At 67.6% G+C, this 13,668-nt stretch carries 10 protein-coding genes; 5 read left to right on the forward strand and 5 right to left on the reverse strand.

Annotated elements, in window-relative coordinates; genetic code table 11:
* The first annotated feature begins 8 nt into the window (after positions 1–8).
* From E1H18_RS05945 to E1H18_RS05960, 4 genes are all read left to right on the forward strand, one after another.
* The gene (locus E1H18_RS05945; protein ID WP_172264676.1) at positions 9–650 is read left to right on the forward strand and encodes an RNA polymerase sigma factor; all 642 of its coding nucleotides are present in this window, start codon (positions 9–11) and stop codon (positions 648–650) included.
* On the forward strand, positions 647–1,639 hold the full coding sequence (locus E1H18_RS05950) for a FecR family protein (protein ID WP_172264678.1): 993 nt from the start codon (positions 647–649) through the stop codon (positions 1,637–1,639). The genes E1H18_RS05945 and E1H18_RS05950 overlap by 4 nt, the downstream gene beginning before the upstream one ends.
* Before the next feature lie 116 nt (positions 1,640–1,755).
* Positions 1,756–4,806, forward strand: coding sequence for a TonB-dependent receptor (locus E1H18_RS05955; RefSeq protein WP_241735905.1), 3,051 nt, complete (start codon positions 1,756–1,758; stop codon positions 4,804–4,806).
* 35 nt (positions 4,807–4,841) lie between these two features.
* On the forward strand, positions 4,842–7,253 hold the full coding sequence (locus E1H18_RS05960) for a prolyl oligopeptidase family serine peptidase (protein ID WP_172264681.1): 2,412 nt from the start codon (positions 4,842–4,844) through the stop codon (positions 7,251–7,253).
* On the opposite strand, the gene E1H18_RS05965 is transcribed toward E1H18_RS05960, so the two are convergent.
* From E1H18_RS05965 to E1H18_RS05975, 3 genes are all read right to left on the reverse strand, one after another.
* Positions 7,175–8,959, reverse strand: a complete 1,785-nt coding sequence (locus E1H18_RS05965) for an asparagine synthase C-terminal domain-containing protein (RefSeq protein ID WP_172264683.1) — start codon at positions 8,957–8,959, stop codon at positions 7,175–7,177. The genes E1H18_RS05960 and E1H18_RS05965 overlap by 79 nt on opposite strands.
* 58 nt (positions 8,960–9,017) lie before the next feature.
* Positions 9,018–9,665, reverse strand: a complete 648-nt coding sequence (locus E1H18_RS05970; RefSeq protein WP_172264685.1) for a lasso peptide biosynthesis B2 protein — start codon at positions 9,663–9,665, stop codon at positions 9,018–9,020.
* A gap of 914 nt (positions 9,666–10,579) precedes the next feature.
* Positions 10,580–11,164, reverse strand: a complete 585-nt coding sequence (locus tag E1H18_RS05975) for a GntR family transcriptional regulator (protein ID WP_172264686.1) — start codon at positions 11,162–11,164, stop codon at positions 10,580–10,582.
* A gap of 337 nt (positions 11,165–11,501) precedes the next feature.
* Between E1H18_RS05975 and E1H18_RS05980 the strand changes: the two genes are divergently transcribed.
* Positions 11,502–12,053, forward strand: coding sequence for a helix-turn-helix transcriptional regulator (locus tag E1H18_RS05980; RefSeq protein ID WP_172264688.1), 552 nt, complete (start codon positions 11,502–11,504; stop codon positions 12,051–12,053).
* Here E1H18_RS05980 and E1H18_RS05985 read toward each other — a convergent pair.
* Together E1H18_RS05985 and E1H18_RS05990 are read right to left on the reverse strand one after the other, a co-directional pair.
* Positions 12,050–12,379 (reverse strand): DUF736 domain-containing protein, encoded by a 330-nt coding sequence (locus tag E1H18_RS05985; protein ID WP_172264690.1) that lies wholly within the window; start codon positions 12,377–12,379, stop codon positions 12,050–12,052. The two genes, E1H18_RS05980 and E1H18_RS05985, sit on opposite strands and share 4 nt — an antisense overlap.
* Before the next feature lie 378 nt (positions 12,380–12,757).
* On the reverse strand, positions 12,758–13,078 hold the full coding sequence (locus E1H18_RS05990; protein WP_172264692.1) for a DUF736 domain-containing protein: 321 nt from the start codon (positions 13,076–13,078) through the stop codon (positions 12,758–12,760).
* Positions 13,079–13,668 lie beyond the last annotated feature (590 nt).

The raw sequence follows: 13,668 nt of genomic DNA on the forward strand, positions 1-13,668 counted from the left end.
GTCAGGAGATGTTCGGCGACGGCAATACGCTCAGACAGCGCTCAACAAGCCATGTTTTCCGAATTACTATCTTCTCAGGCTACATTTTATGTAGGATTCTGTGGGGCAATCTCTGGTTGGATATCCCCGTGGACGGCTCGCTCCCCCCATCGCCGAGTTTGGCGGAAGTCAACGCGGCGCTCGAAAGACTCTGTCGGCGTCACGACAAGTGGCTGCGCGACAAGCTGCGCAAGCGCTACGGCGCAGCGCTCGCCGACGACCTGGCGCAGGACACCTATCTGCGCGCCGCGCCCTATGAGGTCGCCGGGTCGATCCGACACCCAAAGGCGTTCTTGATGGAAATCGCCGACAATCTGGCGCGCGACTGGTTCCGCAATCGCCGCCGCGAGATCGGGCAGGACGAAGCCGCCAGGGTGATCGACGAGGCCGCCGAAGACGCGCAACAGGAGGTCGAGACCAACCTTTCTCGAATCGTGCTGGCCCTGCCGTCTAAGTTGTTAGATGTTTTCGTTCTGACACACGTCCAAGGCCTGTCCTATGCCGATGTCGCGAAGCTCAGGAACATTCCAGTGACGACGGTTCATCATCGCATGCGCGAAGCACTGGCACTCACACGTAAGGCGCTGCGCGAGACGAACGCTCCGTCATGATCGCCAACACGCCAGAGACGGAACGGCGCGACCTTGAGGCCGCAGACTGGTTTGCGCGCCTGAGCCGCACGCCGATCGAGACCGAGGAGCTGACACGGTTCCAGCGTTGGAGCCGCGACCCCGCCAACCTCGCAGCCTACAACGAGATCGAGGATATCAGTCGGGCGGTCCGTGGACTGCGCGACAACCCGGCCATGCGCAAGGCCGCCGAGGCAGCGCTGGCGCGGTCGCCTGAACGTCCGCGCCGTGGCCCGGCCGCCGATGCGCGCTTCTGGAGCGCGGGCCTGGCGCTCGCGGGACTGATCGGCGTCACGATCGTGGTCCTCAAGCCCTTCGTCGGCGAAACCTATGGCACCCGGATTGGCGAAATCTCGAGTCTGCGCCTGGACGACGGCACCCAGGTGCGTCTCAACACCGACAGCAAGCTGCGCGTGCGCTTCTCCGGCGCGATGCGACGGGTGGAGTTACTCCGTGGCGAGGCCTTCTTCGACGTGGCCCACGACAAGGCTCGGCCCTTCGTGGTCGCCGCAGGTCCCGCCCAAGTACGCGCGGTTGGAACCCAGTTCGATGTTCGTCGCGATGGTCAGGAGGTCCGGGTCGTGCTGGCCCAAGGCCGCGTGGCGGTCACCGAACAGCACGATGGTGAGGACGGATGGACGCTCGCGCCCGGCCAGGGCTTGGTCCTGGGGGGCGCCGCGGCTTCGGCACGCCCCACCGCAGTGGATGTCGCCGCGGCCACCAGCTGGCGAACCGGCGCCATCACCTTCCACGGCGCGACCCTGGCCGAAACCGTCAAGGAACTGAACCGCTACAGCAAGACCAAGATCATTTTGGACGCTTCCGCGCCACGAGACCAAGTCATTAGCGGCGCGTTCGAGGCCGGCGACACCGCCGAATTCGTCTCCGCCGCCACCCTGCTCTTTGGGCTTAAGGCCACGAAGCTGAAGAACGGCGACATCATGCTCGGCGCAAACGGCGCGCCGACATGACGTCATAATTTTTTCACGAGCCAACTACCCGAGCCCCCCCAGTTGCGCGTCCCCCCCTCACCGCTGACGGCCAAAGCGCCTCGCCAAGACGGCGCCCGTCAGCCAGGGGGATGAGAATGGGCAAGTTTCAGGCGATGCTGCTCGGGGGCGCGGCGATGACCATGATGGTGGCGGCGCCCGCGCGGGCGGCCGATCCCGCCGAAGCGCCGGCGGCGGTCAAGATCAGCGCCGGACCGCTAGACGCAGCGATCATCAGTCTGGCGACCCAGGCACGGGTGCGGATCCTGTTCTCGCGCGATCTCGTCGCGGGAAGGCGCGCTGCGGCGCTTGAGGGCCGGTACAGCGTCTACCAGGCGCTCGATCAGCTGTTGGCCGGTTCCGGCATCCAGGTCGAAACCGCCAGGCCCGGCGTGCTCGTGCTGCGCGCCGGCCGCCTGCCTGTGTCTACCGCGCCGCCCACGACGCTACAGGGCGACGACACGGTGTCTGCGGCCGTGACGCAGACGGCGCCGTCGCCGATCAGGCTGGCGGACGCCAACGAGACGGCGACTGAGCTTTCTGAGATCGTCGTCGGCTCCCACATTCGGGGCGTCAAGGACGGGGCCTCGCCCGTCGTGGTGCTCGATCGCGCTGAGATCGATCGCGCCGGCTACGCCACGGTCGCTGAGGCGCTCAGCAACACGCCGCAAGCGTTCGGCGGCACGGCGAGCGATGACGCCGGCGCCACGGGTTCGGACCCAACGACGACAAACGGCAGCCGCGCGACCGGGGTCAATCTGCGCGGCCTTGGCGCGGACGCGACGCTTGTCCTGATCAACGGTCGGCGGATGGCCGGGGCGGGTCTGATGGGTGACTTCGCCGATGTCTCGGCGATCCCGCTCGCCGCCGTCGCCCGGGTCGAGATTCTGCTGGACGGCGCCTCGGCGCTCTATGGCTCGGACGCGGTCGGCGGTGTGGTCAACATCGTGATGCGTGACCGCTACGAGGGCGCGGAAACGCGGGCCCGGATCGGCGGCTCCACCCGCGGGGACCTGGGCCAGAGACAGTTCGCCCAAACCTTCGGACGTGGTTGGGGCAGCGGCTCGATCCTGCTCAGCGGCGAGTACCAACGCCGGGACCGCCTGATGGCGGCGAGGCGTGACTATGCGGCCGACACGGATCTGCGCCGGTTCGGGGGGACGGACCATCGGCTGTTCTACAGCCAGCCGGCCACGATCCTGGGCGTTGATCCCGTGACGTTCTCACTCGTGCCGATCTACGCCATTCCGGCGGGTCAGGACGGGACGGCCCTCAAGCCCAGCGACTTTCTCCCCGGCCAGCGCAATCTGGCCAACTGGCGCAAGACGATGAGCCTGCTGCCGACCCAGGAACGCGGCAGTCTCTACATCGCCGCCACCCAGGATGTCGGCCCGCGCGTCACCCTGACCGCCGACGCCCGGTACAGTGATCGGCGTTACAATGACTACTCTGCGGCGCCGCAAACCTCCCTGACCGTCGGTCGCAACAACCCCTACTTCGTCTCGCCGAACGGCTCGGCGTCGCACATCTTGGCCTACTCGTTTTTGAACGAGACCAATGGCCTGAAAAGCGCGGGCAATGTGCAGAGCCGAGGTCTGTCGATCGGGGCCAAGGTGCGCTTGCCCGGCGACTGGCGGCTGGACGCCTATGGACTCCACGCCGAGGAACTCGCCACCAATCGGGCGTCGAATGTGCTCAACGCGACGTTCCTCAATGAAGCGCTGGGCAACATCCCGGACAATCCGGCGACGGCCTACAGCGCCGCGCGCGACGGCTATTTCAACCCGTTCATCGGCACAGGGCGCAACAACCAGAAGGTTCTGGATTTCGTGACCTCCGGCTGGGAGACGCGGCGCACAGTCGGGCGCCTGGACACCGCCAGCGTGACGGCCGACGGCGCGCTCTTTCGTCTGCCGGCTGGGCCGGTACGGTTGGCGCTCGGCGCCCAGTGGCGGCAGGAGCACCTCAAAACCATCGGTCTATCGGCGGCGTCCGGCCTCACCCCCGTCCCCACCTTCTCGCGCTATGGTGACCGCAAGGTCGGGGCCCTATTCGCCGAAGCGCGCGCGCCGCTGTTTGGTCCGGACAATCGGCGACCGGGCTTGGAGCGTCTCGACCTGTCCCTGGCCGTGCGGCGCGAGCAATACGAGGGTGGCGCAACCAGCACCGTTCCCAAGCTTGGTCTGGTCTGGTCGCCGGTGCAGGACTGGAACGCCAAGGCCACCTATGGCGAGTCATTCCGCGCGCCGTCACTGGGTGAGCTTACCGACGCCCAGCGCGTCACGCCCGTGAACATCAGCGTTGGGACAAGCACGGTCCTGACCTTGCTGCGCTATGGCGGCAACCCCGACCTACAACCGCAAACCGCCAAGTCCTGGACCACGGGCCTGGAGTATGCGCCCGCGACCCGCCCCGATCTTCGGCTGAACGCCACGCTCTGGAACACGACCTTCGCCGGCCGCATCGGTCAGCCGGCGATCAACAACCTGGCGACGGTGCTGACCGCGCCGGATCTGGCCCCGTTTCGCCAGTTCGTCAGTCCGAACACCAACCCGGCCGACCTGGCCCTGATCAAGGAGCTGTTGAAGCAGGCCACCTCCACGGCCGCTGGGCTCTACGCGCCAGAGGCCTACCGCGCCATCGCCGACGCCCGCTACGTCAACACAGGCGACTTCAAGGTTCGGGGCGTTGATCTCTCCGGGTCCTATGGCCTGCGCGTGAACGGCGATCCGCTGGTGATCTCCGGCAACCTCTCCTGGTTGCTGTCCTACAAGCGCAAGATCACGGCCGCCGCCCAAAGCGTGGAGCTGGCCGGGATGGCCGAGTACCCCGCCGACTTGCGCGCGCGGGTCTCGGCCACCTGGTCGCACGGCCCCTACAGCCTTACCGGCAGCCTCAACCATGTCGGTGACCTCCACACGGTCACGGGCGTCAGCATCTCGGCCCAGACCACAGCCGACCTGCAGGTCCAGTACACGGGCTCGGCCCGCAGCGGTCCGTTGAAGGGGGTGACGCTCGCCCTCACCGTCCAGAACCTCTTCGACAGCGATCCGCCGTTCTACGACTCGCCGGTGGGTGTCGGATACGACCCAGCCAACTACGACCCTCAAGGCCGCGTCGTCGCCCTGCAACTGACCAAGGCCTGGTAGGCCCCCTCTTTTCCTGAAAATCCCGGAGATCCGTGATGCGAGTTTTCGCAACGCTTGCGCTCGCCTGCGCGCTGGGCGTCTCGCCCGCCCGCGCCGAGCGTCCCTTCACCGTCGAGGACCTTGTGTCGCTCGAAGACCTAGGCCATGCGGCCTTCTCGCCGGACGGGCGCTGGCTCGTCCTGGAGCGGCAAGGCCCCATGAAAGACGCCCCCAACTTCGACCACGAATGGCTGCACGGCCATACCATTCGCCGTCTGCTGGTGGTCGACACCCATTCCGGCGGCCCCGCCCGCCCCCTGCTGCTCACCGACCCGCAGGCCGGCGACAGTTTCGGGGCGTTTTCGCCGGACGGCGCCAGGGTGCTGGTCTTCCGCCTCAAGAACCGCCGACGGGAAATGGGCGTCGTGACCCTGGCGACCGGCGCGGTCCGGTGGTCGGGCTTGACGACGGACGCCGAGGTCTGGACCGCCTCCGCGCGCTGGCGCAACGATCGCGAAGTCGTCGTGATCGACAAGCCGCCGGAGGTCGGCTCGATGGTGCTGGGGGCGGGATGGCAGACCCAGGCGCGCCTGTCAGCGGCCTGGGCCGACCAGGGCCGCGGGCTCTATTCCGGCACTGTCCTGGGGAGCGGTCGCTATCGCGACCTGACGCCGAAGCCGCAGCCTCTGGCGCTCGTTGCCTTTAATGCCGAGACAGGCGTCGTGCGGCCCCTGGCCAAGGGCGCCTTCATCGACATGCTGCTATCGCCCGACGGCGCCAGCGCGGCGATGCTCGAAGAGGACGGCCTCACCCAGCCCGACGCAACCGTGCCCAGGGCGCTTGGGGGACAGCCGTCACGCTGGCGGCGGCTCAGCTTCGTCGACCTGCAAACTGGCCAGCAGACCAAGCCCTGCCCGCGCTGTGACATGCTCTACAAATCCTGGGCTTGGTCGCGCGACGGCAAGACAATTGCCGCCGCCGCTCGGGAGGGAGACCGCTACGCCAAGCCCTACACTTACTGGCGCTTTCCCGTGCGCGGCGGGGCTGATCAACTCGCGCCGAACCTCGTCCTCGACGAGGTCTCTCAAAGCAGCCTGGTTACACCGGTGGGCCAGGCGGTCTGGGTCGGCGGCGAGCCCGCGGGCTATGCGCGTCGCGCCGGCGACGCCCGCGCCGACTGGTGGAGCCTGGGCGCCAAGCCGCGCAATCTCACCGCCACGCTGGAACAGACCTCGAGCACGGTCGCGGCAGCACAGGGCGATGCGGTCCTGGTCCGAAGTGCAAAGGGGGTCTTCCGCATCGACGGCCGAGCCCCCCCACGTCTAGTGGCATCCTCGACGGCGCGCCTTGCGCCCGGCTTGTCACTCGGCGGGGTCAGGCCCTCGATCCTGCTCGACCCAAACGGGGACAAAACGCGGTGGTTGGCGGCCGACGGCGCGACGGGTCCAGGCGCCTCCGTCGACCCGGCCGATCGCATCCTGGCCTTCTCGACGCGCACCGGCGCGGTCGCGACAGCAGCCACGGATCCGCACGGGGTCACGCATGTCATGCTGCGCCCTCGCGATGACAAACCTATTCCGATCACAACGATCAACCACCCCCTGTCGGATGTGGGCTTTGCCAAACCTATCACCGTCACCCACACGGGCATCCATGGCGAACCGCTCACCTCCTGGCTCTATCTGCCTCCCGGACACAAGGCTTCCGACGACCGAGGTTTGATCATCGTTCCCTATCCGGGAACGCGATATGACACCGCTCCGGCCCGCCAGTCGCCAGGCGTCGACTGTTTCGATACCTGCGCCCAAGCAATGGTCGGCAAGGGCTATGCCGTCCTCGTGCCGAGCCTGCCCCTGGCGGTCGATGAGCCGCCCGCGCCAAGGCTGGCCGAGGCGATGCTCCTGGCCGTCGACGCGGCGCGCCGCCAGCAACCCGGTCTTTCGGCGACCAAACTGGCGATCTGGGGCCATAGCTATGGCGGCTATGGCACGCTACTCGCGGGTTCGGAATCCCCGCGCTTCAAGGCCCTGATCGCCTCGGCCCCGATCACCGACCTGGGATGGATCCACGACACCTATCGGCTCAACACCCTGACCGCGCCGGAGGTGGCCGTGAGCCTTGGCGGCTTTCAATCCTACACCGAAGCCGGCCAGGGACGCATGGGCGCCAGGCCCGAGGAGGCCCCCGAACTCTACCAGGCCAACAGCCCCCGCTACCAGGCCAGCAAGATCTCCGCTCCGGTGCTGATGTTCCTGGGCGACCTCGACTTTGGCATCATTCTGGCGCAGGGGATGTTCTCGGCCTTGGCCCGGGACGGCAAGGACGCCCAGCTCGTCGTCTATCGCGGCGAACAGCACATGACGATCAGCCCCGACAACACCCGCGACCTCTATCGCCGCGCCTTCGCCTTCCTGACAGAGGCGTTCGGCGGTCCGGAGGCCGTCAACGGCGCGCCCTCTGCGCCCTGACGGCCGGCCGCCGCGATCCTCCCCTCCCAGTGGCCGATCCAGGCCTCTAGGGTCGCGGCGGCCAAGATCTCGACCGAGGCGTCCTTCCAGACCATGGCCTCGACGTTGAGCGCCGCCTCCAACCGCTCGGTGTCGATCAAGCCCTCGGCGGCCAAGCGCCCTTCGAGCAGGAAGGGACGCAGGAAGTCGAGGCTGGCGGCCAGGCTGCGTCCCAGGAAGACGCTGATGTCGCCCTTGGACCGCCGCTCGACGATCGACGTCGGCAGGCGATCGGAGAAGGTCTCTCGGGCGTAGCTGCGTTCGGTCTCGCCGGCGCTCAGCACGGTCGCGGGGATGCCCAGGCACAGCTCGATCACCGGCTGGCTGAGCAGCGGATGAGCCAGACGCGCGCGCTCGGCGCGCCGTGTGGCGCCGTTCAAGGTCAAGCTCCCTACCAGGCCGCCGATCTGCGCCCTCTTGCCCGACGCCACACCTTCGACCACCCAGGGGTGTGGCGTATGCGGGACGCCGCGCCTGACGATCCCGAACGGCGAGACCTGCCCCTCCGGCGAAAGGGAGCTCGGTTTCCCGCGCACCGCTTCAAGGCCGAGGCTCCAGATCGAACGCCGGGTGCGCCGCGCCACCTGGGCCAGGCGCTGCAGGCGACTGCCTTCGCAGGGGGCGCCAGCCAGCAGGTCGGCGGCGAGACTCGCCGCGCCGACCTGCAGGAAGACCACATCGCCCCCGTGCCCGGTGAAGAGCACTTCAGCGCCCGTCCGCGCCAAGGCGTCACTCAAGGCCTGGTCGTAACCCGGATCGAGCGCATTGAAGTTGGGACGCACCGATCCTGCGCTAAGGGCCAGGGTCGCCGTGTCCAAACCGAAAGGGGTGCGGCGAACGACCTCCAGCGGCACGCCGGCGCGCTCGGCCGCGTCCTGTGCGTAGATCCGCTCATCGGCCTCGAACTGATCACGGAAGAAGTTGATGCCGTGGTCCGCAGGTCGTCCTACCGCCGTCAGGCTGGTGGCGACGATCGCCGAGTCCAGGCCACCGGAAATCTCGCAGACGATCCTGTCCGTTTCGGCGGCCAGGGACGCAACCACGCCGTCAACGCAGGCGCGCAGCTCGGCGCGACTGGCCCACGCGCCGCCGCGCCCCCGGTGCGCGAAGCGGGCCGGCGACCACAGCACGCGATCGAGTTGGCCCCCTGGGCCAAACCGACAAGCCCCTGGATCCACGGCCAGGACGCCCGTCAACGGCAGCGCCCCGCCGCTGCGGGCCGGGTCGACGAGGATGTTGGCGATCTGCTCCCAGTCCAGCGCCAGATCAGGCGGCGCGGCGAGACCTTCAGGGAGGTCCGAGCTGATGACCGTGACACCGTCGCGACGCCAGACGAAGGCCTCGATCGAACCGGTCGGGTCGCGCAAGACCGTCGGTGGCTCCCGGCGATCCGGGGCCAGCACAGCGACGTAGCCGCCCCAGACCTTGTCGATCAGCCAAGCGCAGGCGTCGTGCGGCTCTTGCTCGATCAGCCCTTTGAGATCGGCTTCATTCAAGGGCCCCGCGCCGAGTTCGCCACGGTCATGGACACGACCGATCAAGACGCCGCCCACGCCCTGGCGCCCCTCAAGCGCCATGACAGGCGGAGCGGCGCCCTGCGTCAGGACGACCAGCGCGAACGCCTTCATCTTCACGACCCAGCCCCGCGCCTTGAGGTCGGCGACCATGGCGTCGCATGTCTGTCCGGGCTGCCCTGGCGCGTGGACGAGAACAAGGTAAGCCATCTCAACGCACCATGATCGGGTGATAGGCGTTGACGCGCTCGGCCTCGTCATCGAGCGCGACGTCGCCGGCCTGCAGCCAGCAGTGGGCGCGGAACGGCCAGGTGCGGACCCCAAACATCCAGTCGACGGAATGGCCCAGGGCGACGAGGTAGGTCCTGAGCAGATGGCTGCGATAGAGGCAGAGCCCGTCCAGCGGCAGCCATGGGACCAATCGCCGAAACACCGCCAGGTCTGTCAGGAGGCGCGGATCTGGCGCCGGCGCATGGACGCCCTGCACGGGGAGGAGCCGCGCGAAGGTTTGGCGGCGCCCGATGGCAGCGGCGATCGCCGCCTGGCCCAGGGCGCGCCAGTGGCGGCCGCGCGGCCAGGCGGTGTCCAGCGTTTCTGGACCGATCAGCGCGCGCGCCGTACGCGTCGGCGGTGACGGCGCAGGCGCCCGACGCAAGGCGGACGCGTGGATTCTGGCCAGACCCGAGGCGCACAAGCCGTCGGCCAGCGCTTGTTCGGGTGTCGATAGGACCGAGCCTTCAATGGTCAGAGCCGCGCCGATCTGCGGCAGGCAGAAATAGGCGTCGGCGTTGACGTCGAGAAAGACGGCGTCGCCGTCGATCATTACGGCATGAACGTCCTCACCGAGACGAAGCTGCATCACGGACCTCTGGGTCTCGAGGTGGCCTTGGGATGGAATGGGGGATCTACCATGGGCCGCCGGACGCCCCTGGCGGCGGCCCACTCAGGTCAGATCGGGTCGTACCTGAGGATCATGTTGTCTTCGAGGAACAGCGTTCCGCCACCAGACTGGGTCAGGGCCGAAGCCTTTCCCACGCGGGTCAGAGCGAACTGAAGCGTCATTGACGGGTCTCCTTGATAAAGCGCCGCGAGACGTCGCGACACCTCAAGGAGGCCGGGCGGATCACCTATATTCAAACCTATATTTGAACCGTCCGCGCAGGCGCTCAGACGTCGTAGCGAGTGATCGGACTGGCGTCTTCCGGGTAGATAATGCCCTTGCTCTGGGTCAGGCGGCTGGCGCGGCCCAGGGTTATCAGGCGCGGGATCGACGTCATCGTGGTTTTCCTCGTCGGAATGGGGACGCCCTGCGGCGCAAGGATCGCGGGCCGCCTCGAACGACGGCCCGCGCGGGGCTTTCAGTGAGGGCCGCTACATCCAGCGCAGCGGGCTGAAATCCTCGGGGAACAGGACACCGCCGCCTGATTGCGTCAGGGCGCGGGCCTGGCCCAAGCGAACGAGATGGAGTTGCACGGTCATGGCGTGCTCCTTCGGTCTGGACGTTGAGGGGATCCGGCGGCAGCTACCGCCACTGCCGGCGCGAACGCTGGCGCGAGACGTCTCCGGCGACCCGCGCCAGTTCGACTTAGATTTGGTCTTGGCGCAGGAACGGGTTGGCGTCCTCGGGGAACAGGACGCCGGTGCCCTGGGTCAGGGCCTTGGCTTGGCCGAAGCGGATCAGGCGGATGGGGGTGGTCATGGTCGCCTCCTCTGGCGTTGTCGCCGCAGATCGCGGCCCCACCATCGGGCGCCTTTAGTTGAGTATATTCAACGCTATATTTGCGGACGCCGAAGTAGCCCGTGGGCGAGGATGTCGGCGCTGCGCTCGATCCGCCGGCCGTAATAGCGGCGCACCGCGCGCACGAAGGACGGCCCGCCCTCGCCAAGGGCCAGGCCCAAGCGATCCCCCTCCTGGTCGGCGCCGCCGAAGATGGCCGCCTCGTCTACCGCCAGGGGCGCCAATCGGGCTTGCACCTGAGCGAAGGCTCGAACGAAGGCCTGATTGCCCCCGCGGTCGATCACATGGCTCAACATCTGGCCGGCGTGACGCATTACGCCCGGTGCGGGCTCTGCAGGGCGACGCCGAAACGCGGCCAGCACCAACAACAGCGCCAGTTCGTAAACATGGGCGAGATCTTCCGCCTCGTAGGTTGCGCCGACATAACCACTGCGGGTGCGATGGATAAGGGTTTCGCCCGCCAGCCAAGCGAGGGCTTCACGTACGGGCGTCTGGCTGACGTCCAGATCGGCTGCCAGGAGATTGATGAGGAGCGGCGCGCCCTGAAGCGGCCCGGCCGCCACGAGCCGCTTGCGAAGGGCGCCGATGGTGCGTTCGAACGGATCGCGATCTCGGCCCAACCGGCGGCTCCCCGCAAAAGCCGCAAGGGTGTCGCCGCGCCGCGAGGGCGTCGAGCCTTGCTCGGCCGATCAGACGGATCAAGCGGTCGATAATCGGGTCGTCGCGTATTGGGATGCGGCGGCTCAGCGCCAGGGTCCGCGATCGTTGCCGATGAACTCCGTGATCTCTGCGTAAAAACCCGCAGCGATCGAGCAGAACTGATCTGCTCACCGACATTTTGGGGTTTCACACTGCGCCGCAGCATCGTCAGCGCCAAACGGGACAATCCGCAATTGCACTAAACCCACAGTGGAGGGCTAATGGACACCTAAAGTTGTTAGTCGAGTGGAGTAAGGCATGTCTGGCTCGCCTTCGACGCCGCTGGCCCGCCAGGCCCGCCTTTTGCGGAGGATCCTGAAGGTTGTCCGAAAAGAGCGGCGACTATCCCAGCAAGAAGTCGCCGACAGCATGCGCATGCCCTTGCGGACTTACCAGGACTTCGAAGCCGGTGTCGGCGCCCTGGACCTGCGCAAGCTTCGGCTTTTCGCACGAGCCACCCGGTCAGACCCGGTCGCGCTACAGCTGGCGCTGTTTTTCAAACGCCCGGAGGTGGCGCTCTATACACTCGACAGCAAGCTACCGATGACATTTTGGATCGCGTTCTTCGAGTTGCTCAACAAGGTCGGCCCCCGCCTGAATGTCGTGCCAGCAGGTTTGGTGCTGTCGGGCATGCGGCGAATGTCGGAAGAGATCGACGAGTATCTGGTCCGTCACGCCGCCAGCGCCGAGAGCTTCCTGGAGAAGGCCTGGGCCGACATCTACAACGGCGACGGCGACGGCGACGGCGACGACGATGATGAAGTCGCCGCCGACGACGATGAGGAAGAGCGAGGCCGTTCGGACGGCTAACCGGGCGTCGGCGCGGTCGCTGCCGGCGGATCAGCGCGCCGGATCCAGACCAAGGGCAGAACGCCGTCCTCGGCGGCCATGATCCGGGCGCCGATCGGCTCGGGCCAGGTGGGGTCGTCGAGCTTGAGGCTCAGCAGCGTGCCGATGGCGTCACTGACCTTCCAGGCGGCGCCGCACTCGCGCTCGCTGGCAAAGGCGAGGAAGTCGGGCGCCTTGGCCGAGAACTTGTCGGCCGGCGTCAGGGTAATGGCGACGTCGAGGCCGAGCGTGGCCATACGGCCGGCAAAGCCCTCGCCGTCACGCCGGAAGTATCCAATGGTGATCATGTTCCGTCCTTAGAGGCCCGCCCGAGCAAGGCGCCGAATGGCCCGTCCGGCGGCGGCTCGAGGACCAGCTGGGGGGAGTTGAGCTGGTTGATCGAGCCGCCGCCTCGCCGCGCTCCGGGGGGACGGGAGCGCGGCGACGGCGCGGGTGCGAAATGGACGCCTGGGCGGGCGGTTGGAAGCGTCCTCGCGGGACCCGCCCAACCGTTCTGATCCGCCTGGAGGGGGATCTCAAGACGTCCGGACGGGCGATCGTACAAAGACAGGCCATGGCGTAGAAACGGCGGGTCAGGTCGTGATCTGAGCCGCCGCCCCTAATCCAAAAGCCCTTCGCGCGCGCCGCGCCCGCCCCGCCGGATCGGCGGGGCGGGCTGGCCGCCGTCAGTCCTCCTTGTGGCCGCTGCTGCGCGACCAGACCAGGGTGTGGACCTCGTCGATCACCACCAGGGCGCAGTTGATCGCGTTGCCGAAGGACGGATCGTCCAGCCGGACCGACAGATACTCGTTGTTGTCCTTGCTGGTCTTCTTCCAGGCCGCGCCCAGATCGGCGTTGCCGGCCGTGACCCGAAAATCGGGGCTCTTGTCGCTGGTCTTGTCGGCGATGGGGCGGAACTGGACCTTCTTGAGGTCGATGGCCAGGGTGGTGATGGCGCCCGTGAACGAGCCGTTAGCATTGGCGGTGAAGGTGCCGATGGTAGCCATGATGGTCTCTCCGATCTGAACCGGGCCGCGCCGATCGCGGCCTCGATGGCGATCGTCGGACCGGGGCCGATGTCCGCCCGGCAGAGCGCGCCCTGCCCTCCAGCCCATCGTCTGGGGGCGCGCTCCCGAAGCCTCGGCGGAGGACCGAAGGCCTCAAGTTTCTTGCCTCGCGAGGAATGGCGCTCGCGCCAGGGGAAGAAAGGCGAAGGCCAAGGTTGCGGGAAGGACCGGTCCCCGGTCAGATCAGGCCAGAAGAGGACGCGGTCGACGCGCCCGGCTCAGATCTCCCGGAGAGACCAGCTGGCTGCCTCGGCGCCTTTGCCGTCCAATCTAACGGCGAGCCCACGGGCGCTGTCGCCGCCCCGGTCGCCGCCCTCAAGCCGGTCCGGTTGCGCCCTATCGCCGACAAAGCCAGCGACAAGTGTCCCGACGCCCGGGGCCACGGCCGGTGACCCGACCAGGATGCGGCCGGGGAGAAGACCGGCAAGGCCAACCACGAGCCTCCGTCGATCCGGCGGACGATCTGCCCTTCGGCGCCGCGATCAATTGCGCCCTGGCGGTGATCGACGCGGTTCACAGCCTGATCTGGT

This window comes from Caulobacter sp. RHG1 (assembly GCF_013181195.1).
Taxonomy (GTDB): Bacteria; Pseudomonadota; Alphaproteobacteria; order Caulobacterales; family Caulobacteraceae; genus Caulobacter.

Coding starts and splice junctions, on each gene's coding strand:
- E1H18_RS05965 (WP_172264683.1), bottom strand. CDS start 8,959: ATGGTCGCCGACCTCAAGGCGCGGGGCTGGGTCGTGAAGATGAAGGCG.
- E1H18_RS05960 (WP_172264681.1), top strand. CDS start 4,842: ATGCGAGTTTTCGCAACGCTTGCGCTCGCCTGCGCGCTGGGCGTCTCG.
- E1H18_RS05970 (WP_172264685.1), bottom strand. CDS start 9,665: ATGCAGCTTCGTCTCGGTGAGGACGTTCATGCCGTAATGATCGACGGC.
- E1H18_RS05945 (WP_172264676.1), top strand. CDS start 9: ATGTTCGGCGACGGCAATACGCTCAGACAGCGCTCAACAAGCCATGTT.
- E1H18_RS05955 (WP_241735905.1), top strand. CDS start 1,756: ATGGGCAAGTTTCAGGCGATGCTGCTCGGGGGCGCGGCGATGACCATG.
- E1H18_RS05980 (WP_172264688.1), top strand. CDS start 11,502: ATGTCTGGCTCGCCTTCGACGCCGCTGGCCCGCCAGGCCCGCCTTTTG.
- E1H18_RS05990 (WP_172264692.1), bottom strand. CDS start 13,078: ATGGCTACCATCGGCACCTTCACCGCCAATGCTAACGGCTCGTTCACG.
- E1H18_RS05985 (WP_172264690.1), bottom strand. CDS start 12,379: ATGATCACCATTGGATACTTCCGGCGTGACGGCGAGGGCTTTGCCGGC.
- E1H18_RS05950 (WP_172264678.1), top strand. CDS start 647: ATGATCGCCAACACGCCAGAGACGGAACGGCGCGACCTTGAGGCCGCA.